The 20,194-nt window shown below is 65.4% G+C and carries 21 protein-coding genes, 1 tRNA gene and 1 riboswitch; of the genes, 16 read left to right on the plus strand and 6 right to left on the minus strand.

Features of this window, described 5'->3' with window-relative positions; all coding sequences use genetic code 11:
• Genes thiS through thiC form a run of 3 tightly spaced genes read right to left on the minus strand, consistent with a single transcriptional unit; the run spans position 1 to position 2,946 of the window.
• Positions 1 to 198 carry a sulfur carrier protein ThiS gene (gene thiS / locus PHA8399_RS01225; protein ID WP_058284381.1) on the minus strand — a complete coding sequence of 66 codons (198 nt, stop codon included), beginning with the start codon at positions 196 to 198 and terminating at the stop codon, positions 1 to 3.
• Complete coding sequence (locus tag PHA8399_RS01230) at positions 167 to 1,135, minus strand: FAD-dependent oxidoreductase (protein WP_058284382.1); 969 nt, start codon at positions 1,133 to 1,135, stop codon at positions 167 to 169. Before PHA8399_RS01230 ends, thiS begins: the two co-directional genes overlap by 32 nt.
• Positions 1,132 to 2,946, minus strand: a complete 1,815-nt coding sequence (thiC, locus tag PHA8399_RS01235; RefSeq protein WP_058284383.1) for a phosphomethylpyrimidine synthase ThiC — start codon at positions 2,944 to 2,946, stop codon at positions 1,132 to 1,134. Before thiC ends, PHA8399_RS01230 begins: the two co-directional genes overlap by 4 nt.
• Positions 2,947 to 3,083: 137 nt before the next feature.
• Positions 3,084 to 3,212, minus strand: a riboswitch (TPP riboswitch).
• Positions 3,213 to 3,425: 213 nt separating this feature from the next.
• On the opposite strand from thiC, the gene bioB reads away from it, so the two are divergent.
• The 12 genes from bioB to PHA8399_RS01295 all read left to right on the plus strand — a co-directional run bounded on the left by bioB (position 3,426) and on the right by PHA8399_RS01295 (position 15,852).
• Positions 3,426 to 4,403 (plus strand): biotin synthase BioB, encoded by a 978-nt coding sequence (bioB, locus tag PHA8399_RS01240; protein ID WP_058284384.1) that lies wholly within the window; start codon positions 3,426 to 3,428, stop codon positions 4,401 to 4,403.
• A complete protein-coding gene (locus PHA8399_RS01245) occupies positions 4,403 to 5,542 on the plus strand; it encodes an 8-amino-7-oxononanoate synthase (protein WP_058284385.1) in 1,140 nt (379 codons plus the stop codon). Before bioB ends, PHA8399_RS01245 begins: the two co-directional genes overlap by 1 nt.
• Positions 5,539 to 6,165: a dethiobiotin synthase gene (gene bioD, locus PHA8399_RS01250; RefSeq protein WP_058284386.1), complete on the plus strand. Its 627-nt coding sequence runs from the start codon at positions 5,539 to 5,541 to the stop codon at positions 6,163 to 6,165. The genes PHA8399_RS01245 and bioD overlap by 4 nt, the downstream gene beginning before the upstream one ends.
• Positions 6,162 to 7,460 (plus strand): adenosylmethionine--8-amino-7-oxononanoate transaminase, encoded by a 1,299-nt coding sequence (gene bioA / locus PHA8399_RS01255; protein ID WP_058284387.1) that lies wholly within the window; start codon positions 6,162 to 6,164, stop codon positions 7,458 to 7,460. Before bioD ends, bioA begins: the two co-directional genes overlap by 4 nt.
• Before the next feature lie 3 nt (positions 7,461 to 7,463).
• Positions 7,464 to 8,081: a pimeloyl-ACP methyl esterase BioG family protein gene (locus tag PHA8399_RS01260; RefSeq protein WP_058284388.1), complete on the plus strand. Its 618-nt coding sequence runs from the start codon at positions 7,464 to 7,466 to the stop codon at positions 8,079 to 8,081.
• Positions 8,082 to 8,086: 5 nt separating this feature from the next.
• Positions 8,087 to 8,869: a methyltransferase domain-containing protein gene (locus PHA8399_RS01265; RefSeq protein ID WP_244270126.1), complete on the plus strand. Its 783-nt coding sequence runs from the start codon at positions 8,087 to 8,089 to the stop codon at positions 8,867 to 8,869.
• 182 nt (positions 8,870 to 9,051) lie between these two features.
• Positions 9,052 to 10,020: an ABC transporter substrate-binding protein gene (locus PHA8399_RS01270; protein ID WP_058284390.1), complete on the plus strand. Its 969-nt coding sequence runs from the start codon at positions 9,052 to 9,054 to the stop codon at positions 10,018 to 10,020.
• 400 nt (positions 10,021 to 10,420) lie between these two features.
• Positions 10,421 to 11,386 carry an ABC transporter substrate-binding protein gene (locus PHA8399_RS01275; RefSeq protein WP_058284391.1) on the plus strand — a complete coding sequence of 322 codons (966 nt, stop codon included), beginning with the start codon at positions 10,421 to 10,423 and terminating at the stop codon, positions 11,384 to 11,386.
• 10 nt (positions 11,387 to 11,396) lie between these two features.
• On the plus strand, positions 11,397 to 12,449 hold the full coding sequence (locus PHA8399_RS01280) for a quaternary amine ABC transporter ATP-binding protein (protein WP_058284392.1): 1,053 nt from the start codon (positions 11,397 to 11,399) through the stop codon (positions 12,447 to 12,449).
• A complete protein-coding gene (locus tag PHA8399_RS01285; RefSeq protein WP_058284393.1) occupies positions 12,449 to 14,485 on the plus strand; it encodes an ABC transporter permease in 2,037 nt (678 codons plus the stop codon). The genes PHA8399_RS01280 and PHA8399_RS01285 overlap by 1 nt, the downstream gene beginning before the upstream one ends.
• Positions 14,486 to 14,608: 123 nt before the next feature.
• A complete protein-coding gene (locus PHA8399_RS01290; RefSeq protein WP_058284394.1) occupies positions 14,609 to 15,271 on the plus strand; it encodes an NnrU family protein in 663 nt (220 codons plus the stop codon).
• A 62-nt stretch (positions 15,272 to 15,333) separates the two neighbouring features.
• Entirely contained in the window at positions 15,334 to 15,852 is a 519-nt protein-coding gene (locus tag PHA8399_RS01295; protein ID WP_058284395.1) for a DUF2478 domain-containing protein, read from the plus strand.
• 133 nt (positions 15,853 to 15,985) lie between these two features.
• Here the strand turns inward: PHA8399_RS01295 and PHA8399_RS22515 are convergent.
• Positions 15,986 to 16,069, minus strand: a tRNA-Tyr gene (locus PHA8399_RS22515).
• Between the two features lie 120 nt (positions 16,070 to 16,189).
• Between PHA8399_RS22515 and rlmB the strand changes: the two genes are divergently transcribed.
• From rlmB to PHA8399_RS01310, 3 genes are all read left to right on the plus strand, one after another.
• Complete coding sequence (gene rlmB, locus PHA8399_RS01300) at positions 16,190 to 16,966, plus strand: 23S rRNA (guanosine(2251)-2'-O)-methyltransferase RlmB (RefSeq protein ID WP_058284396.1); 777 nt, start codon at positions 16,190 to 16,192, stop codon at positions 16,964 to 16,966.
• Between the two features lie 98 nt (positions 16,967 to 17,064).
• Positions 17,065 to 17,535 carry a YHS domain-containing (seleno)protein gene (locus PHA8399_RS01305; protein ID WP_058284397.1) on the plus strand — a complete coding sequence of 157 codons (471 nt, stop codon included), beginning with the start codon at positions 17,065 to 17,067 and terminating at the stop codon, positions 17,533 to 17,535.
• 205 nt (positions 17,536 to 17,740) lie between these two features.
• The gene (locus PHA8399_RS01310) at positions 17,741 to 18,211 is read left to right on the plus strand and encodes a CoA-binding protein (protein ID WP_058284398.1); all 471 of its coding nucleotides are present in this window, start codon (positions 17,741 to 17,743) and stop codon (positions 18,209 to 18,211) included.
• 232 nt (positions 18,212 to 18,443) lie between these two features.
• On the opposite strand, the gene PHA8399_RS01315 is transcribed toward PHA8399_RS01310, so the two are convergent.
• Together PHA8399_RS01315 and hisF are read right to left on the minus strand one after the other, a co-directional pair.
• On the minus strand, positions 18,444 to 18,761 hold the full coding sequence (locus PHA8399_RS01315) for a phosphoribosyl-ATP diphosphatase (protein WP_058284399.1): 318 nt from the start codon (positions 18,759 to 18,761) through the stop codon (positions 18,444 to 18,446).
• Between the two features lie 11 nt (positions 18,762 to 18,772).
• Positions 18,773 to 19,534, minus strand: a complete 762-nt coding sequence (hisF, locus tag PHA8399_RS01320) for an imidazole glycerol phosphate synthase subunit HisF (RefSeq protein WP_058284400.1) — start codon at positions 19,532 to 19,534, stop codon at positions 18,773 to 18,775.
• A 211-nt stretch (positions 19,535 to 19,745) separates the two neighbouring features.
• Between hisF and PHA8399_RS01325 the strand changes: the two genes are divergently transcribed.
• On the plus strand, positions 19,746 to 20,192 hold the full coding sequence (locus tag PHA8399_RS01325) for a DUF302 domain-containing protein (protein WP_058284401.1): 447 nt from the start codon (positions 19,746 to 19,748) through the stop codon (positions 20,190 to 20,192).
• Positions 20,193 to 20,194: the final 2 nt, after the last annotated feature.

The following is a 20,194-nucleotide window of genomic DNA, read 5'->3' on the forward strand; positions in this document are numbered from 1 at the left end:
TCAGCCTCCCTGCATCGGCGCCAGGACTTCCAGCCGGTCGCCTTCACACAGCTGCACCTCTTCCCGCTGTTCGCGGGCCACAAAGCTGCCGTTCAGCGCGGTCGCAACCGCCGAGCAGGCAAAGCCCAGCTCGTGCAGGACCGCCTGCAGATCGGTTGCCGACACGTCACGCGGTTCGGCGTTCACGATAATCTTCATCTGTCGTCTCCTGGAGCAGGCGGCGGGCCGCGGCTTCTGCCATCGCGGGGGCAAGCAAAAAGCCGTGGCGGTAAAGCCCGTTGAGGTAAAGCGTGCCGTCCTGTTCGGTCAGCCGCGGCAGGTTGTCGGGGAAAGCCGGGCGCAGCCCTGCGCCGGTCTCCGCCACGCTGGCCTCCGCAAAGCCCGGGTGCAGGGCGAAGGCAGCGCTCAGCAGTTCGCTGAGCGAGCGCAGGGTGATGCCCCGGCCAGAGCTGCTCTCGATCATGGTTCCGCCGATCATGAAAAACCCGTCTCCGCGGGGCACCAGGTAAAGCGGCATCCGCGGATGCAGCAGCCGCAGGGTGCGGCTGATCTCCACCTCCGGGCAATGGAGGACGGCCATCTCGCCGCGCACCGGGCGCAAGCCGGGCAGGGGCGCGGCCATGCCGGTGCAGTCCAGCGTGACACGGGCCGGGGCGGGGGAGCCATAGCGGATCTCCCCCCCCATCGCCTGCACCGTGGCGCTCAGATCGCGCAGCGCCCGCCGCGGGTCCAGATGCGCTTCCTGCTCAAAGAACAGCCCTTGCGCAAACCGCCCCGCCAGCGCCGGTTCCAGCCCCGCAATCTCCGCCCCGTCCACGCCCCGGTGGCCAGTGGTGCGGCGGGCAAAACGGGTCAGCTCTGCCCGGTCGCGGGCAGGCGCCACCACCAGCGTGCCGCGCCTGTGGACCGGGGTGATCCTGGCCCACCAGCCGGCGGCGCGGCTGCCGAGGGTGATGACGTCCTCCTCGGCGCTTTCGCGTTCGCACCAGGGCGCCAGCATGCCGCCCGCAAAGCGCGCGACGCTGCTGTCTCCCGGCGTTTCACCCCTCTCATAGACGGTGACCTGCGCCCCGCGCTGCGCCAGTTCATAGGCGCAGGCGAGACCGGCCAGACCCGCGCCTGCGATGGTGATCATTCGGCCGGCTCCGCAGCCTCGGCGGCAGGCACATAGAGTTCGCCGCCCTCGCGGAACTTGGCGGCCATCGCCTCCATGCCTTCCTTCTGCGCCTCGGCGCGGATGTCGTGGCTGATCCGCATTGAGCAGAACTTCGGCCCGCACATGGAGCAGAAATGCGCCACCTTGTGCGCCTGTTTCGGCAGGGTCTGGTCGTGGAACTCCCGCGCCGTGTCCGGGTCCAGCGATAGGTTGAACTGATCCTCCCAGCGGAACTCGAACCGGGCACGGCTCAGCGCATCATCGCGGCGCTGGGCGCCCGGCAGCCCCTTGGCAAGGTCGGCAGCATGGGCCGCGATCTTGTAGGTGATCACCCCCGTCTTCACGTCGTCGCGGTCCGGCAGGCCCAGGTGCTCCTTCGGCGTCACGTAGCACAGCATGGCACAGCCGAACCAGCCGATCATCGCCGCCCCGATGCCGCTGGTGATGTGGTCATAGCCCGGCGCGATGTCGGTGGTCAGCGGCCCCAGCGTGTAGAACGGCGCCTCGTGGCAGCACTCCAGCTGCTTGTCCATGTTCTCCTTGATCTTGTGCATGGCGACATGGCCCGGCCCCTCGATCATCACCTGGCAGTCCTTGGCCCAGGCGATCTTGGTGAGTTCCCCAAGGGTTTCCAGCTCGGCAAACTGCGCCTCGTCGTTGGCATCGGCGATGGAGCCGGGTCGCAAGCCATCGCCCAGCGAGAAGGAGACGTCATACTGGCGGCAGATGTCGCAGATTTCCTCGAAATGTTCATAGAGGAAGCTCTCCTTGTGGTGATGCAGGCACCACTTCGCCATGATCGAGCCGCCGCGCGAGACGATCCCCGTTACCCGGTTCACCGTCATCGGCACCATATGCAGGCGCACGCCCGCATGGATGGTGAAATAGTCGACGCCCTGTTCCGCCTGTTCGATCAGCGTGTCGCGGAACACCTCCCAGGTCAGATCCTCGGCGATGCCGTTCACCTTCTCCAGCGCCTGGTAGATCGGCACCGTGCCGATCGGCACCGGCGAGTTGCGCACGATCCATTCGCGGGTGTTGTGGATGTTGCGGCCCGTGGACAGGTCCATCACCGTGTCGGCGCCCCAGCGGATCGCCCAGACCAGCTTGTCCACCTCTTCCTCCATTGAGGAGGTGACGGCAGAGGTGCCCATATTGGCGTTGATCTTCACCTTGAAATTGCGGCCGATGATCATCGGCTCGATTTCAGGGTGGTTGATGTTGGCCGGGATGATGGCGCGGCCCGCGGCGATTTCGGACCGCACGAATTCCGGTGTCACATAGTCGGGGATATTGGCGCCGAAATCATTGCCGTCGCGGTTTGCATGGCACGGCGACAGCTCCCGCAGCTGATTTTCGCGGATCGCCACGAACTCCATCTCCGGGGTGATTAGCCCTGCACGCGCATAGGCCAGCTGGGTCGGCGCCTTGCCGTCCTTGCCGCGCAGGGGGGCGGTTTTCACCGGGAACTCCGGCGTCAGACGCTCGCCCTCGACAAAGCCGTTGTCCTCCGGCTTCACGTCGCGGCCCTGATAGCTCTCAACGTCGCCGCGGGCGAGGATCCACTGGCGGCGCAGCGCGGGCAGGCCCTGGCGGATGTCGGTCAGCACGTCCGGGTCGGTATAGGGGCCGGAGCTGTCATAGACCGGCAGCGGCGCCTCGCCCGCGGTGGGGTGGGTGGAGATTTCCCGCATCGGCACGCGGATGTCCTGATGGACCTCGCCGCTGACGTAAATCTTTCGCGATGCGGGCAATGCGCCCGTGGTGATCTTGGGGTTAGGGACGTTCATCTGGTGTTCCTCCGGGCCTTCGGTTCAAAAACACCAATTGAGCCGGGACGGAGGAAAACGGGCAGGGGGGTGTACAGCCGGTGTACGGCCTGTGCACGCATGCTGCCTGTTCGAAACACGGGGTTGCCGCCGGGGCGCGCACCATGCTCCTAGCTTCCTACGCCAGTATCAACTGGGTCAGGTTCAAAGGGTCGCGCCGCCGGTCCGGGTTGCCCCGCACCATGACGCCTCTCAGTCCCTTGGGCGGGACTCCCCTGCGTGCCTATAGGGCTAGGGGAGGGACGGGCTGCGCGTCAACCGGAATCTTTGTAGATTTTTTTTATTGATCAAATTCAGCTTCTTGCTGGGTGATTGCCGCCGGATGCGGGGCAAAACGCTGCAGCGCAGCTTTGGTGCTTGATCGGGGGCTGCAAAATTATCTATAAAAATCCGCAACGCCATCCGCGCATGGCCAACAGGTATAGAGAACAGGAGACAGCATGCTGGACGCTGCACCCATCCGCACCGACTGGACCCGCGAGGAAGCGGAAGCGATTTACAACAAGCCTTTCATGGACTTGCTGTTTCAGGCGCACACCGTGCACCGGCAGTATTTCGACCCCAACCAGGTGCAGAAATCCAAGCTGCTCAGCATCAAGACCGGCGGTTGCGCCGAGGATTGCGCCTATTGCTCGCAGTCGGCGCGCAATGGCGCGCAGCTCTCGGCCTCCAAGCTGATCGAGGTGCAGCGGGTGATCGCCGAAGCCAAGAAAGCCAAGGAAGGCGGCGCGACCCGCTACTGCATGGGGGCCGCCTGGCGCTCACCCAAGGACCGCGACATGGCCGCGCTTGAGGCGATGGTGCAGGGCGTCAAGGACCTGGGCATGGAAACCTGCATGACCCTGGGCATGCTGGACGAGGAGCAGGTGTTCCGCCTCAAGGACGCAGGCCTCGACTATTACAACCACAACATCGACACCTCGGAGCGCTACTACTCCGAGATCATCACCACCCGCACCTTTGCCGACCGTATCGACACCCTGAACCGGGTGCGCGAGGCGGGTATCAAGGTCTGCTCCGGCGGCATCGTCGGCATGGGGGAGAAGCAGCTTGATCGCATCGACATGATGCTGGCGCTGGCCACGCTCGAGGTGCATCCAGATTCGGTGCCGGTCAACATGCTGATCCCGATCGCCGACACGCCGCTCGCCAATGTCGAAAAACTGGATCCGATCGAATTCGTCCGTTCCGTGGCGCTGGCCCGTATCCTGATGCCGAAGAGCCACGTGCGCCTGTCGGCAGGCCGCACCGATATGTCGGACGAGATGCAGGCGATGTGCTTCTTTGCCGGCGCAAACTCGATCTTCGTGGGCGACACGCTGCTGACGGCGGACAACCCTGAAGAAGACAAGGACCAGCAGCTGTTTGACCGTCTGGGCATCACCGCGATGGCGGCAGGCTGCGACGGCAGCCGCTGATGGCGGGCGCCTTCCCCCGGCATGAGAAATCGCTGGAAGCGCTGCGCACGCGCGGTCGCTACCGGCAGCTGATGCCGCGGGACGGGCATGACTTTGCCTCCAACGACTACCTTGGTCTGGCGGGCAGCGACGTGCTGCGCGCCGCCGCCGCCGCTGCGCTGGCGCGCGGTGTGCCGGTCGGGGCCGGCGGTGCGCGCCTCTTGCGCGGCAATGACGCGGAACACCAGCTGCTGGAGGCGGAGGCGGCCGCATTCTTCGGAACCGAGGCCGCGCTGTTCATGGGCGGCGGCTTCAACGCCAATCAGGCGATCTTTTCGACCCTGCCGCAGCAGGGGGATCTGGTGCTCTATGACGCGCTGATCCACGCCAGCACCCATGACGGGATGCGGTTGGGCCGGGCCGAAACCCGCAGCTTTGCCCATGGCGATGCGGAGGATGCCGCACGGGTGCTGAAGACATGGCGTGCTGAGGGCGGCACAGGGCAGGCCTGGATCGCGGTTGAGGCGGTTTATTCCATGGACGGCGACCTGGCGCCGCTCGGTGCGCTGATGGCGCTGGCGGATGCCGAAGGCGCGGTGCTGGTGGTGGATGAGGCGCATTCGACCGGCGTGTTCGGCGATCTGGGCCGCGGGCTGGCACATGAAATCGCGCACCGCCCCAACGTCCTTTCCTTACATACCTGCGGCAAGGCGCTGGGCGCTTCCGGCGCATTGATCTGCGGCCAGCGGGTTCTGATCGAGACGCTGATCAACAAGGCGCGCGGGTTCATCTTTGCCACGGCGCCGTCGCCCTTGAACGCGGCACTGGTGCGGGCCGCCTTGCAGGAGCTGCAGCAGAACCCGGGCCGCCGCGAGCGGGCGTGGCAGGGGATCACCCATGCCCAAGACGAAGCCAAACGCCTGTGCGGGCTGGAGGGTTTCCAGAGCCAAATTCTGCCGGTGGTGATCGGCGACGACAAGCGCACCATGGCGCTGGCCTCAGCCATGCAAGTCCATGGCTATGACATCCGCGGCATCCGCCCGCCGACGGTGCCGCGCGGCACCTCGCGGCTGCGGCTGTCGATCACGTTGAATACGGGGGCAGAGGTCATCACCCAGATGTTCGAAGACCTCGCCCGGGAAATGGAGAGTACAGCATGAGCGCGCTGATCGTCACCGGAACCGATACCGGCATCGGCAAGACCATCTTCTCCGCCGGTCTGGTGCAGGCGCTGGGCGCGACCTATTGGAAGCCGGTGCAATCCGGGCTGGAGGAGGAGACCGACAGCCAGATCGTCGCCCGCCTGTCCGGCCGCCCGGCGCTGCCGGAGGGATTCCTGCTGCAACTGCCCGCCTCGCCGCATCTGTCGGCGGAGGCCGAAGGGGTGGAGATCGACCCGGACGCGCTGCCTTTGCCCGAGGTGGACGGCGTGCTGGTCGCCGAGGGAGCAGGCGGGCTGATGGTGCCCCTGAACCGCGAGGTTCTGTATCTCGACCTGTTTGCTCGCTGGGGCGCGCCGGTGATCCTTTGCGCGCGGACCCAGCTGGGAACCATCAATCACACGCTGCTGTCGCTGAAGGCGCTGCGTGACGCAGGCTGTGCGGTGGTCGGCGTGGCCTTCATCGGCGACGCGGAACCAGAGGTCGAGGAAACCATCTGCCAGTTCGGCCAGGTGGCGCATCTGGGAAGGCTGCCGGTGCTGGACGAGCTGACCTCTGACGCGTTGGCCGTGGCCTTCCGGGCCAGCATCCGCGTGGATCTGATCAAGGAGGCGCTGGCATGAGCGCCGCGGACCTCACCCAGTTGGAATTCGACCAGAAGCACCTCTGGCACCCTTACACCAACGTGGCCAAGCCTGGCCCGACCTTTGTGGTGAAGGAAAGCGAAGGCGTGCATATCACGCTGGACGACGGCACAAGGCTGATCGACGCCATGTCGTCCTGGTGGTGCATGATGCACGGCCATAAAAACCCGGCAATCACCAAGGCAATCCACGACCAACTCGACACCCTGCCGCACGTGATGTTCGGCGGGCTGACCCACGATCCGGCCATCGACCTGGGCCGCAAGCTTTTGGAGATCACTCCCGAAAGCCTCACCCGCATCTTCTATTGCGACAGCGGCTCGGTCTCGGTCGAGGTGGCGATGAAGATGGCGGTGCAGTATCAGCACGCCATCGGCCAGCCAGAGCGCAAGGAGTTTGCCACCATCCGCTCCGGCTATCACGGCGATACCTGGAAGGCGATGAGCGTCTGCGACCCGGACACCGGCATGCACCACCTGTTTCAGGGCGCGCTGAGCGTGCAGCATTTCGTCTCCCGCCCGCCGATCCGCATTCATGAGGACTGGAACGACAATCCGGCGCAGAACGGCCTGGGTGAGCTGCGCGCGGCCTTGGAGGCCAACGCGCAGAAGATCGCTGCCTTCATCCTGGAACCCGTGGTGCAGGGCACCGGCGGCATGTATTTCTATCACCCGGAGTATCTGAACCAAGCGCGTGCGCTGTGCGATGAACTGGGCATCCTGCTGATCTTCGACGAGATCGCCACCGGGTTCGGCCGCACCGGAGAGCTGTTTGCCACCAATTTCTGCACTGTCGAGCCGGACATCATCTGCCTCGGCAAGGGGCTGACCGGCGGCCATATCTCATTTGCCTGCGCCATGACCAACGACCGCGTGGCCCAAGGCATCGGCGGCGGCAATCCCGGGCTGTTCATGCACGGGCCGACCTACATGGGCAACCCGCTGGCCTGCGCCGCGGCCAAGGCCTCGCTGGACCTGCTGACCGGGCAGGACTGGCGCGGCACCGTGGCGGCCATCGGTGAGCAGATGCAGGCCGAACTGGCCCCGGCCCGCGATCTGCCCAATGTGGCCGACGTGCGGGTGCTGGGCGCCATCGGAGTGATCGAGATGAAACACCGCGTCTCGGCGGATGAGGCCCACGCCCGCGCGCACGAGATGGGCGTGTTCCTGCGCCCCTTCGGCACCAATATCTACACCATGCCGCCCTTCATCACCTCGCCGGATCAGCTTAGCGAAATCACCGCGGGCATGCTGCGGCTGGCGCGGGAGCTGTAGGCCATGGAGTTCCGCTGGCTCAAACAGAACAGCGCGGCCGAGGCCATTATGGTCTTCGGCGGCTGGGCTGTGGGGCCGGAGGTGTTCTGGCATCTGGATGGCCCGCAGGACATCCTGTTTGCCAGCGGATATGGCGACCTGGGCGCGGATCTGCCGGATCTGTCCGGTTATGAGCAGGTCAGCCTGCTGGCGTGGTCGTTTGGGGTTGCGGCCTATGCGCACTGGCAGCAGGGGCGGCCAGACCCGTTCCGCCGCAAGGTGGCGGTGAACGGCAGTCTGAAGCCGGTGAACCGCAGCGCGGGCATCCCGCCTGCGGTCTTCCGCAAGACAGCCGAGACGCTGAGCCTGGAAAGCTTTCAAAGTTTCCTGACCCGCGTCTTCGGGCAGCCGCAACCCCCCGAACCGCTGGATGTGGAGGCGCGCCGGTCCGAGCTTATGGCCGTCGAGCGGCGTGGTGACGCGCCGCAGACGCGGTTTGACCGGATCTGGATCAGTTCCGGTGACAAGATCTTTCCGCCGGCCAACCTGCAGCGGGCCTGGGCAGGGCAGGCGGTCCGCCTGATCGACGCGCCGCATGCGCCGTTCGGCCAGTTCGCGACGTGGGAGGCGCTGCTGCAATGAAAGACATGACGCCTCCTCAGCTGGATCAGTCGCGGGTGCGGCAAAGCTTCCGGCGCGGGCTGCAAAGCTATCACCGCACCGCTTCGGTGCAGGCAGACATTGCCGCCCGGCTGGCAGAGCTGCTGCAGGCCCAGGGCGCGCCGGGGCAGTTTGAGGCCGCCCTGGAATTCGGCTGCGGCACCGGCCATCTGACCCGTCAGCTGGTGCAGCGGTTCGGGATTGGCAGCCTGCTGCTGAACGATCTGGTGCCGGAAGCGGCATCGGCATTGCAGGAGACAGGCGGCGCTGCGCCTGTGCAGGCCCGGTTTCAGGCCGGGCCGGTCGAAAGCCTGCCGCTGCCGCACGGGCTGGACCTGATCGCCTCGGCCTCCACCGTGCAATGGATCCCGGACCTGCCTGCGCTGACGGCGCGGCTGGCGGCGCGGCTCAACCCCGGCGGCTGGCTGGTGCTGTCGGGGTTCGGGCGCAGCCAGTTCCGCGAGCTGGCGGCGCTGGGCTCCGCCGCGGCGGCGCCCAGCTATCTGGATGCCGGGGAGTGGCGGGCGGTGCTGCCGCAATGCCTGGACCTACTGGCGGTCACCCAGGCGCCGGTGGTGCTGGAATTCGACACCGCACTGGCGCTGCTGAAACATCTGCGCCAGACCGGTGTCAACGGCCATGCCCAGCAAAGCTGGTCGCGGCGGCATCTGCGGGACTTCGAGGACGCTTACCGGGCGCGGTTCGGCTGCGATGGAAAGCTGCCGCTGACCTATGATCCGGTGCTGCTGGTGGCCCGCCGCAGGGCCTGATCCGCTGCCGCTCTTCCTTCGGCGCCATCCGCGCTTGAAGCAAGTTTTAGGCTTTTTTCTATCCTTTCACGCCGCCGCTCTGCCACGGCGTTAATCTTTGTCAATGCCGTCCTGTTATGCCGGATCCGGAGCTGCGCCTGCGCGCGGCATTTCGCAAGACTGGCAGTACGGGAGTGACGCCAATGAAAGTGAAAGCCTTTGCGGCAGCGCTGGCGGCGCTGGCGGTTTCCGGGGCCGTTGAGGCCGCGGATATGGGGGATGTGGAAACGCCCATCCGCCTGTCGCTGAACAACTGGACCGGCCAGCGCCTGTCGACCTATATCGCGGGCGGCATGCTGGCAGAGGCGGGCTATAAGGTCGAATACGTCGAAGCGGATCTGAACGCCCTCTATGAGCAGATCGCCACTGGCGAGGTTCATGCCATGATGGAAATCTGGACCACCAGCGACCCTGAGGACTATATCTCCGTGCGCGATGCGGGCCGGGTGGAAGAGCTGGGCGACTTGGGACTGGATGCGCGCAACGGCGTGGTTTACCCGCCCTATGTCGCACAGATGTGCCCGGGGCTGCCCAACTGGGAAGCGCTGCGCGACTGCGCCGGTATCTTCTCCGAAGACGGCAATGGCAAGCGCGGGCGCTATCTGGCCTATCCGGAATCCTGGGGCTCTCCCGGGGCAGACCGGATCCGGGCGCTGGATCTGCCGTTTGACGTGGTCGCGGCTGAGTCCGAGGCGGCGATGATCGAGGAATTCCAGCAGGCCTACAAGGACAAGCGCCCGGTGATCGCCACCTTCTGGGCGCCGCATTGGGCGATGTCCTCTTATGCGCTGCAATTCGTGCGCCTGCCCAAGCCGGAGCCGGCCTGCTATAGCGACCCGTCTTGGGGCCCCAACCCCAAGGCCGCCGGCGACTGTGACTTTGCCCGCGGCGGCGTGGTCAAGGCCAGCTGGTCCGGGTTTAAGGAACGCTGGCCCGCAGCCCATGAAATCCTCAAGAACTACGAGCTGAGCATCTGGGACCAGCAGCCGCTGATCGGGCTGGTGGATGTGCGGGGCGAGACGGTTCAGGGCGCCGCCCGGGGCTGGCTGGCGGTGAACCGCGCCAAATGGGTGCCGGCGGTCGAGGAGGCCACCGGCAAGGGCCGCTCCTGATCCGGGCTCACCTGGGGCTAACTGCGGACCAATTAGAGCAACAGCGCCCTTCGCGATGCGGGGCGCTGTTTTGCGCGTTTGGCCCTGCGGCTTGCGGCGGCAGCCGCAGCCGCGTAAGCCCGGCGCGGGCGGGAAAAGTGATTCCGGAAGTTGTGCGTTTGCACAAAAACTTGAACCGTCAATCAGAATATTTTGCGGTTTGCGGCGCAATTGCTCGACAAAGCGTCGTAATATGTTCCAATACTTGCATTATCCCCGGCCACACTTGGCTCATGGGTGCCTGCTGACAGCAACAGGGCCGGCTGACAGGCCTGGCAGGCGCCATGAACCGCCGGGTTCCAAATGACGCGCCACAGCCGGAAACAGGCGGCGCAAAAGGATAATGACAGGGAGTATTGAGATGACTTTTAAAGGATATGCGCTGGCACTGAGCGCCGCCGCAATGACGGTGGCTGCGGGCATCGCCTCGGCCGCGGAACTGGGCGACACCAGCAAGCCGATCAAGCTGGCGGTGAATGAATGGACCGGCCAGCATGTGACCACCCACATCGCGGGCGAAATGCTCAAGGCCGCGGGCTATGACGTGGAATATGTCTCTGCCGGCATGATGAACCAGTTCCAGGCGATTGCTGATGGCGATATCCACGCGACGCTGGAAATCTGGTCTTCCAACGTGTCCGACGAATACGGCAAGAAGATCGAAGAAGGCACCGTGGTGGAGCTGGGCGACCTTGAACTGAACGCCCGCGAAGGCATCGCCTATCCCGCGCATGTGGCCGAGATCTGCCCCGGCCTGCCCGCGCGGGAGGCGCTGAAGGACTGCGCGATGCAATTCGCCACCGCCGAAACCCTGCCCGAAGGCCGCCTGGTGGACTACCCCGCGGACTGGGGCACACCGGGCGCGGACCGCATGACCGGCCTGGGGCTGCCCTTCAAGGCGGTGCCCGCAGGATCTGAGGCAGCGCTGATCGTCGAGCTGCGCGCCGCGACAGAGCGCAAGACACCGCTGCTGATCACCTTCTGGCAGCCGCATTGGGCGATGTCGGCCTATGACGTCAAGTTCGTCGACCTGCCGCCGGGCGAAGAGGCCTGCTTCAGCGACCCGGCCTGGGGCCCGAACCCGGACGCGGTGAACGACTGCGACTTCTCCCCCTCGCGCATCTTCAAGGCCGCCTGGTCCGGGATGGAGGAAACCTGGCCCGCGGCGTATGAAATCCTGTCGAACTACACCCTGGCCGTTGAGGATCAGCAGCCGATGATGGGCGCGGTCGACGTGGACGGCGGCAAGGTCGAAGAGGTGGTTGCCGAATGGATGACCGCCAACGAGGACAAGTGGCGCCCGGTTGTCGACGCCGCCATCAACTGAGCGCAGCCCTGTGACTGGCTCTGACACGCCTGCCATCACCTGCCGGAATGTCTGGCAGGTGTTTGGCAACAACGCAGACAGCGCCTTGAAGGAGGCGCTGTCGCGGCACGAAACCCCCGAAACGGCAGCGCTGGAACTGCGCGGCAAGGGGTTGATCCCTGCGGTGCAGGACGCCTCATTTGACGTGAAGGAGGGGGAGCTGTTTGTGATCATGGGGCTGTCGGGTTCCGGCAAGTCCACCCTGATCCGCTGCATCTCGCACCTGCTGCACGCCACCGGCGGCGAGATCCGCATCGACGGCGAGAACATCGTCGAGGCCAGCCCCAAGCGGCTGATCGAGTTGCGCCGCAAGAAGCTGGGCATGGTGTTCCAGCACTTCGGCCTGTTCCCGCATATGACCGTCGCCGAAAATGTCGCCTACCCGCTGCGGGTGCAGGGGGTGAAGAAGAAACAGCGGCTGGCCAAGGCGCAGGAGGTGATCGATCTGGTTGGCCTCGGCGGGCGCGAAACCAATTACCCGCGCGAACTCTCCGGCGGCCAGCGCCAGCGCGTTGGCATCGCCCGTTCGCTGGTGGCCGATTGCTCGGTCTGGTTCCTGGATGAGCCGTTCTCGGCGCTTGACCCGCTGATCCGGCGGCAGTTGCAGGACGAATTCCTGGAAATTCAGGCCAAGCTGAAGACCACTATTGTTTTCATCACCCATGACATCAACGAGGCGCTGAAGCTTGCCGACCGCATCGCCATCATGCGCGACGGCAAGGTGGTGCAGATCGGCACCCCCGCCGACATCGTGCTGCGCCCGGCCGATGATTATGTGCGCGAGTTTTCCAAGGACGTGGCAAAGGGGCGGCACGCGCATGTGTCTTCTGTGATGCTGCCGGGCGAGCACCATGTTTATGGCGCCGACGATCCCGGCTTGCGCCAGGATATGACGCTGGACGCGGCGCTGGCACGCTGCATGGAACTGTACGAACCCGTGCCGGTCCGAACGCCCGAGGGCAAGCTGGTCGGCGTTGTGAACCCGGCCGATCTGGCCGCGGCCTTGCAGGTGGAGCAGGGGTGATGGCGGGTCTGTCGAAAGGGGCCGCGGCCGCATTGTTCGCGGCGGCGGCCGGCGCGCTGTGCCTGCTGCTGGAAAGCAGCCTGCCGTGGCTGGTGAAATTCCCCGCTGCCTGGGTGCTGCCCGCAACCGACTGGGTGGGCGCCGTCATGGAGTGGTTCCTGGCGCTGATCAAGCCCGCCGCGCGCAGTTTCTCGGCGCTGATGTATTACCCGATGGAAGCGGCGAACTATGTGCTAAGCAACACGCCCTGGCCGCTGGTCATCTTCGCTACCACGGCGCTGGCCTGGATTCTGGGCGGCGTGCGGATGGCGCTGATGGCGGTGGTGGGATTGGGCTTTGTGCTGGCCTCGGGCTATTGGCCCGAAAGCATGAACACTCTGGCGCTGGTGGCCGTCTCGGTCCCCTTGGCGCTGATCATCGGCGGCGGTATCGGCATTTTGGCAAATGAGTACCCCCGCATCCGCCAGCCGGTGCAGGCATTGCTGGACGTCATGCAGACAGTGCCGACCTTTGCCTATCTCACGCCGTTGCTGGTGCTGTTCGGCTTTGGGCCGGTGGTGGGCCTCATCGCCTCTGCCATCTACGCAGCCCCGCCGATGGCCCGCAACGTGCTGCTGGGGCTGGAGCGGGTGGAGCCGGAGATCAAGGAAGCTGCCGTCATGTCCGGCGGCACCCGCCTGCAGCAGCTGTTCCAGTGCGAGATCCCCTCCGCCGGGCAGCAGATCATGGTGGGCGTCAACCAATGCCTGATGGCGGCGCTCTCGATGGTGATCATCGCCGCCGTGATCGGCGGCTTTGACGATATCGGCTGGGAGGTTCTTCTGACGATGCGCAAAGCGCAGTTCGGCCAGAGCCTGCTGGCCGGTCTGGTGATCGTGATCTTCGCGATCCTGATCGACCGGATGAGCGGCACCCTGACCCAGGACCGGCGCCAGAAGCACGACCCGCGCGTCGCCTGGGGCATCCTGGCGCTGGGCGTTCTGGTCAGCGCGGTCTTCTGGGGCAGCGTTCAGCAGCCCGGCACCTATGCCCTGTTCAACCCGGTGGCGGACAGCGTCGACCGGGGGCTGTCGGCCTTCACCAGTGCCAATGCGGAGGTCCTGACCGCGCTCAAGAACAACGTGATGTTCTACGTGCTGCTGCCCATCCGCATCGGCCTGGATCAGGCGGTGCTGCCCTTCACCTGGGGCTTTGCCTGGACCCCGGCGATGAGCCTTGTGCTGTTTGCAGCCGGTGCTGCGGCGGCGGTGGTCTTTGCGGTACGCGGACAGCTGGCGCTGGGCGTGATGCTGCTGATCGCGGCGGGAATGCTGGAAACCGGCATTTCTCAGCTGCCCTGGCCCTTTGTGCTGGTGGGCGCAGGCGCGCTGGCTTGGGTTGCAGGCGGGCGCGGTCTGGCGATCCTGACGGTTGTGCTCTTGGGCACCATCCTGCTCTCCGGCCTGTGGGAGCGGGCATTGCTGTCGCTCTACCTTTCCGGCGCGGCGGTCTTTGCCTGCGCTGTGATGGGCGGCGCCATTGGCCTCGTCTCGGCGGTATCGCCCGGTGTCTGGCGGGTGGTGCGCCCGGTCTGCGACATGCTGCAGACGATCCCGCTGTTCGTGTTTCTGATCCCGGTGCTGATGGTCTTCCAGATCGGCGAGTTCTCCGCCTTCCTGGCGATCATCGCCTATGCCATCGTGCCGATGATCCGCTACACAAGGCACGGGCTGGTCTCGACGCCCGACGAGATGATCGAGGCCGCGACTGCCTCTGGTGCCACCAGGTGGCAGATGCTCAAGGACATCCGCGCGCCTTATGCTGCGCCCTCGATCCTGCTGGGCCTCAACCAGACCATTCTCTACGCCTTTGCGATGCTGGTCATCGCGGCGCTGATCGGTACCACCGGGCTGGGCCAGTCGATCTATCTGGCGCTGGGGCAGGCGGATGTGGGGCTGGGCATCTCGGCCGGCGCGGCGATGGCGATCCTCGCCCTGATCGCCGACCGCATGGTGCAGGGGTTTGCCGAGGAACGGCGCAAGGCATTGGGACTGTAAATGTCCGCCAATCAAAGAAGAAGGGCGTCCCCGTGGCGCCCTTTTTTGATCTGGGGCAACGTTATAGACTGCCAGCCCGCCTATAGCTGCACAGAAGACTGATCTATACCCGGAGAGACACCGATGGGCTGGCTTGAATTCACCGCCGCGCTGATGCTGTTCCTGGCCAGCCACGCCATTCCCGTGCGCCCGCCGGTGCGGCCCTGGCTGGTCAGCCGCCTGGGACTGCGCGGCTATATCCTCGCCTACAGTGTGCTGTCGCTGGCGATCCTCGCCTGGCTCGTCGTGGCCGCCGCCCGCGCGCCTTACGTCGGCGTGCTGCCCCACTGGGAGGGGTTCCGCTGGGTGCCGCTTCTGATGATGCCGCTGGCCTGCCTGCTGGCGGTGGCCGGCATGATCCGGCAGAATCCCCTCAGCTTTGGCGGGCTGGGCGTGCGCGCCTTTGACCCGGCAGACCCCGGCATCCTTGCCGTCAGCCGCCATCCGCTTTTGGCGGCGATGGCGCTATGGGCCGGGGCGCATCTGCTGGCTAATGGCGACCTGGCGCATGTGATCCTGTTCGGCCTCTTTGCGGGTTTTGCCTGGATGGGCATGGCGCTGATCGACACGCGCAAGCAGCGCCAGATGGGGCAGGGCGAATGGCGCCGCCTCAGCCGCAATACGGCACGGCTGAACCTGCTGCGCCTGCGTCCCACTGCCAGCGAGGCGGGATGGGCGGCGGCGGTGTTCCTGGCCCTCTTGATCCTGCACGCCCCCGTTATCGGCTACAGTCCGCTGCCCTGGTAGGGGTTGACCGCAGCCGCCGCATGACCACCTATGAAATCAGACGACACGGGAGAGACCGACACATGCACCTGGCCTATGTGATGACCGAAGAGCGCGGCGCCACCGACCGCCTGCTGAGCGAACTGGCCGAACGGCTGCAGGCCAAAGGCCTCCGCCTGGCCGGCATCGTGCAGACCAATGTGGAATGCTATGATAAGGAGCTGTGCGACATGGATGTGCGGGTTCTGCCCGACGGCGAGACCATCCGCATCTCGCAATCCCTGGGCGCGGGCGCCCGCGGCTGCCGCCTGAACCCCGAGGCGCTGGAACAGGCGGTCGGGCAGGTCTCTGCCACCCTGCAATCGGACCCGGCGCCGCAGCTGCTGATCGTCAACAAATTCGGCAAGCACGAGGCTGACGGCCGCGGCATGCGGCCCATCATCGGCGAGGCGCTGGCGCTGGGCATCCCGGTGATTTCCGGCGTCAACAAGATGAACGTGGAGCCGTTCCAGGCCTTCGCCGATGGCCTGGCCGTGGCGGCAGGCCCTGATCTGGACGCGCTGGCCGAATGGGCGGAACGGGCCGTGGGCGAAACAGCCTGACCCGGTGATTGCCTTGTGAAAACAATTGGAAGGCCCGCGCAGCTCACGCGGGCTTTTTTACTGCAAAGAACGGGCTGACGGCCTGTCCAGCTGTTGCTGAACCACCATCGTCTGGTCTGAAAAAGAGAGAAGATGGTGGGCGACCCTGGAATCGAACCAGGCGTGCGTCTCCGCGAGGGAGTTACAGTCCCCTGCCACACCTTGCGGCCTGTCGCCCACTGTCAGTTGCATGTTGCACCTGATGTGGAGGCGTGATTACTAGCAGGCCAAACGGGCGTCAACAGGAAAATCGCAAGTTTTTCGCGCGCCCCGCAAATTCTTTCTGCCGGAGAGCAAAATGTCCAAGAAACCCAAATGGGTCGTCGAAAAAGAGCAGTCCAAACGGGCTGCTGCCGCGGAAACCGTGTGGCTGTTCGGGCTGCATGCGGTGCGTGATGCGCTGCTTAATCCCAAGCGCGAAAAGCTGCGCCTGATGGTGACCCAGAACGCGCAGGCGAAACTGGCGGACGCCATCGCGGACTCCGGCATCGAGGCGGAGGTCATCGACCCGCGCAAGTTCAACCCGCCGATCGACCCGCAATCGGTGCATCAGGGCGCCGCGCTGGAAGTGAAGCCCTTGAACTGGGGCGGGCTGGCCGAAAACTGCATCGGCCGCGAAGCGCCCCGCGTGCTGCTGCTGGACCGGGTCACCGACCCGCACAACGTCGGCGCTATCCTGCGTTCGGCGGAGGTGCTGGGCGCCAGTGCGGTGATCGGCACCCGGCATCATTCAGCTCCGGAAACCGGCGCGCTGGCCAAGACCGCCAGCGGCGCGCTGGAACGCCAGCCCTACCTGCGGATGCGCAATCTGGCCGACACCATCACCGAACTGCAGAACATGGGCTTTATCGTGCTGGGCCTGGATGGCGAGGCAGAGCAGACCATCGAGGCGGCGCTGGAGGGCAAGCAGCACCTGCCGGTGGCGCTGGTGCTGGGCGCCGAGGGACCGGGGCTGCGGCAGAAGACCAAGGAAACCGTTGACGCCCTGGTCAAGATCGGTGCCGCGGGCGGCTTTGGCTCGCTCAATGTTTCCAACGCCGCGGCGATTGCGCTTTACGCCTCGGTTGCGCGCTAGGCGGGCCCGATCCGTCACGGGGTGATCACATCTGCGTATCCTCCCTTTGCAACAGCACGGCGCTGCGGCAGAGTCGGCAGGCTGCTGAGAGAATGTGAATGGAGAACAACTTGGCTCTGCGCCTGCTGTTTATGGCCTTTGCGCTTATGCTTCTGCCGCTGTCCGGTGCCGCCCGGGCAGAGACGGCGGGCGCGGCTGTCTACTCCGCCCGGGCAGGGGTCGCCATTGGCGGCTATGATCCGGTGGTTTTTTTCGAACAAGGCGCGGCACAGCCCGGGCGGCGCGGTCATGCGGTGATGTGGAAGGGGGTCGTCTGGCGCTTTGCCACCGCCCGCAACCAGGCCCGGTTCGAGGCCAACCCCCGCGCCTACGCGCCGGCTTTCGGCGGCTATTGCGCCTTTGCGATGTCGCAGGGCAGGCTGATGCACGGCGATCCGCTGCTTTGGGCGATTGTCGATGGTGAGCTGTACTTGCTCAACAATCCGGACGCCCGGGATTTCTGGGCGGCCCGCCGCGGCGAGCTGATCGCCCGGGCGCAGCTGCACTGGCCGGTGATTCTACAAAAATAGCCCGTCACCTCACGTTTTCGTGAGGTGGCCTTTTATTTTTCCGACTGTGACCCATATTCAATACAGACTGCGGAATGGAACCACCGCAGATCTTTTTCACTGTCCCTCGTTCCATACCTCGCGCCCGGTTCGTCCGGGCGCATTTTTGTCTGCAGGCAGCAAATCGCGCTTTGCGCCCGCACGCAGCACGGCTAGGGTGCGCGGCATGACAGAGTACAGCGATGAGCATCTGAAAAAGGTCCTGCAGCGCACCAAGGTGGTGGCTGTGGTCGGCGTTTCAATGAACCCGGTGCGGCCCAGCTATTACGTGGCGCGCTACCTGGGCCTCAAGGGCTACCGGGTAATCCCGGTGAACCCGGGCCATGCGGGCAAGATGCTGTTTGGCGAGACGGTGCGGGCCAGCCTGTCGGAGGTTGATGCGCCGGTGGACATGGTCGACATTTTCCGCCGGTCCGAAGCGGTGCCGCCGATCGTGGATGAGGCGCTGGAGACGTTCCCGAAGCTGCAGACCATCTGGATGCAGATCGGGGTTGAGCACGCAGAAGCCGCCGCCAAGGCCGAGGCGCGCGGCGTCACCGTGATCCAGAACCGCTGCCCCAAGATCGAATACCAGCGCCTGTTCGGAGAGCTGCGCATGGGCGGTTTTGCCACCGGGATCATTTCCTCGAAACTTTGACGCATGCGGCCGGGCAGGGCGCTCCCGCCTGCTCCAGCCGTCCTGCCGGACGGCCTGCACGGTTGGGCCCGGCGCCGCTGCGCGGCGCAATCTTTATTGCTGAGACGCCCTTGAAGGGCAGGCGTGCCCTTCAAGGGCCTTGCCGATTGTAATGGTTCTTTGCGCGTCAAGGGCAAGCCGCGCGTGCCGCGCGGAGGCTGCGCCTCCCTTGACCCGCCGCCCGGCCTGGAATTCAGCCCTTGGGGCGGCCGGCCTTCTCCGCAATGCCGCTGAGGCCCTGGCGTTCGGCCAGCACTTGCAGCACATCGTCCAAAGCAACATCTCGGGCGGCCAGCATCACCAGGAAATGATAGAGCACGTCGGCCCCTTCGGAGGCGAGGCCCGCCTTGTCATCCTTCACCGCCTCGATGATGGCCTCAATCGCCTCCTCGCCGAATTTCTCGGCGCATTTCTCCGGCCCCTTGGCCAGCAGCTTGGCGGTCCAGCTGGTGTCCGGATCGGCCCCCTTGCGGGCCAGGATGGTGGCTTCGAGATCGTGCAGCAGGCTCATCACATGCCCCTTCAGTTCAGCCGCATCGGGATGCCGGCAGCAGCCATGTGTTCCTTGGCTTCCTGGATGGTGTATTCCCCGAAGTGGAAAATCGAGGCCGCCAGCACCGCGCTGGCGCCGCCCTTGGTGACACCTTCCACGAGGTGATCCAGGGTGCCGACGCCGCCCGAGGCGATCACCGGCACGTCCACTGCATCGGAAATCGCCTTGGTCAGCGGCAGGTTGAAGCCCGACTTGGTGCCGTCCCGGTCCATCGAAGTGAGCAGGATCTCCCCCGCACCCTTGGCGGTCACCAGCTTGGCAAATTCCACCGCGTCGATGCCGGTCGGCTTGCGCCCGCCATGGGTGAAGATCTCCCAGCGGCCCGGCGACACCGTCTTGGCGTCGATGGCGCAGACGATGCACTGGCTGCCGAACTGATCCGCGGCCTCGGCGATCACATCGGGATTGGCCACCGCAGCCGAATTGAAGGAGACCTTGTCGGCCCCGGCCAGCAAGAGCGCGCGCACATCTTCCTTGGTTCTGACCCCGCCGCCCACGGTCAGCGGCACAAAACACTGCTCGGCTGTGCGCTGCACCACGTCGAACATGGTGCCGCGGTTTTCGTGTGTCGCGTGGATGTCGAGAAAGCAGATCTCATCCGCGCCAGCCGCATCATAGGCCTTGGCCGATTCCACCGGATCGCCCGCATCGCGCAGGCCGACGAAGTTGACGCCCTTGACCACGCGCCCGTCGGCGACGTCGAGACAGGGAATGATACGGGTCTTCAGCATCGATCGTGCCTTTCAAGCTGCTTGGCCCCGTGGGTACGCAATGCCTGCAGCAAGCGCAACAGATATGGCAGTGGCTGCGCGTTTTGGTCCGGGCGGGCGGTTGCAGTCCGCGCGAAACCGCCGGAACCGTGCAGTCTCGCAGTTGTGAATTGCCTGGCCGGAGCAGTTGCCCCGATCATGATTGGACGTCCCTGAATTTGGAGCAGCTGTTATGACAAAGAGCCTTTTCCTCGCCGGTGCCATCGCCCTCGCCGCCGCACTGCCCGCCGCCGCCGATCTGGTGACCGTGCAGAGCCAGAAATCCGTGGCCGAAACCATGGACGCGCTGCAAGCCGCGGTTGAGGACGCGGGCGCCACCGTCTTTGCCCGGGTGGACCATGCCGCAGGCGCGCAGACCGCGGCGCTGGAACTCAGGCCGTCCCAGTTGCTGATCTTCGGCAACCCCAAGCTCGGCACCCCGGCGATGCAGGCCGACATGCGGGCAGGGCTTTACCTGCCGCTCAAGGTGCTGGCCTATGAGGATGCGGACGGCCAGGTCTGGCTGACCTATCAGGACCCGGCAGAGATGCTGTCAGGCCTCGATATCCCCGCTGATGCGGGCTTCCTTGGCAAGATGCAGGGGGCCTTGGGCAAGCTGACGTCCAAGGCGGCCGAATAGGC

The sequence above is a fragment of the Leisingera aquaemixtae genome (assembly GCF_001458395.1).
Taxonomy (GTDB): domain Bacteria; phylum Pseudomonadota; class Alphaproteobacteria; order Rhodobacterales; family Rhodobacteraceae; genus Leisingera; species Leisingera aquaemixtae.

Bases quoted from the DNA above. Each gene is read 5' to 3' on its own strand.
- thiS (WP_058284381.1), bottom strand. From the start codon at position 198: ATGAAGATTATCGTGAACGCCGAACCGCGTGACGTGTCGGCAACCGAT.
- PHA8399_RS01230 (WP_058284382.1), bottom strand. From the start codon at position 1,135: ATGATCACCATCGCAGGCGCGGGTCTGGCCGGTCTCGCCTGCGCCTAT.
- thiC (WP_058284383.1), bottom strand. From the start codon at position 2,946: ATGAACGTCCCTAACCCCAAGATCACCACGGGCGCATTGCCCGCATCG.
- bioB (WP_058284384.1), top strand. From the start codon at position 3,426: ATGCTGGACGCTGCACCCATCCGCACCGACTGGACCCGCGAGGAAGCG.
- PHA8399_RS01245 (WP_058284385.1), top strand. From the start codon at position 4,403: ATGGCGGGCGCCTTCCCCCGGCATGAGAAATCGCTGGAAGCGCTGCGC.
- bioD (WP_058284386.1), top strand. From the start codon at position 5,539: ATGAGCGCGCTGATCGTCACCGGAACCGATACCGGCATCGGCAAGACC.
- bioA (WP_058284387.1), top strand. From the start codon at position 6,162: ATGAGCGCCGCGGACCTCACCCAGTTGGAATTCGACCAGAAGCACCTC.
- PHA8399_RS01260 (WP_058284388.1), top strand. From the start codon at position 7,464: ATGGAGTTCCGCTGGCTCAAACAGAACAGCGCGGCCGAGGCCATTATG.
- PHA8399_RS01265 (WP_244270126.1), top strand. From the start codon at position 8,087: ATGACGCCTCCTCAGCTGGATCAGTCGCGGGTGCGGCAAAGCTTCCGG.
- PHA8399_RS01270 (WP_058284390.1), top strand. From the start codon at position 9,052: ATGAAAGTGAAAGCCTTTGCGGCAGCGCTGGCGGCGCTGGCGGTTTCC.
- PHA8399_RS01275 (WP_058284391.1), top strand. From the start codon at position 10,421: ATGACTTTTAAAGGATATGCGCTGGCACTGAGCGCCGCCGCAATGACG.
- PHA8399_RS01285 (WP_058284393.1), top strand. From the start codon at position 12,449: ATGGCGGGTCTGTCGAAAGGGGCCGCGGCCGCATTGTTCGCGGCGGCG.
- PHA8399_RS01290 (WP_058284394.1), top strand. From the start codon at position 14,609: ATGGGCTGGCTTGAATTCACCGCCGCGCTGATGCTGTTCCTGGCCAGC.
- PHA8399_RS01295 (WP_058284395.1), top strand. From the start codon at position 15,334: ATGCACCTGGCCTATGTGATGACCGAAGAGCGCGGCGCCACCGACCGC.
- rlmB (WP_058284396.1), top strand. From the start codon at position 16,190: ATGTCCAAGAAACCCAAATGGGTCGTCGAAAAAGAGCAGTCCAAACGG.
- PHA8399_RS01305 (WP_058284397.1), top strand. From the start codon at position 17,065: ATGGAGAACAACTTGGCTCTGCGCCTGCTGTTTATGGCCTTTGCGCTT.
- PHA8399_RS01310 (WP_058284398.1), top strand. From the start codon at position 17,741: ATGACAGAGTACAGCGATGAGCATCTGAAAAAGGTCCTGCAGCGCACC.
- PHA8399_RS01315 (WP_058284399.1), bottom strand. From the start codon at position 18,761: ATGAGCCTGCTGCACGATCTCGAAGCCACCATCCTGGCCCGCAAGGGG.
- hisF (WP_058284400.1), bottom strand. From the start codon at position 19,534: ATGCTGAAGACCCGTATCATTCCCTGTCTCGACGTCGCCGACGGGCGC.
- PHA8399_RS01325 (WP_058284401.1), top strand. From the start codon at position 19,746: ATGACAAAGAGCCTTTTCCTCGCCGGTGCCATCGCCCTCGCCGCCGCA.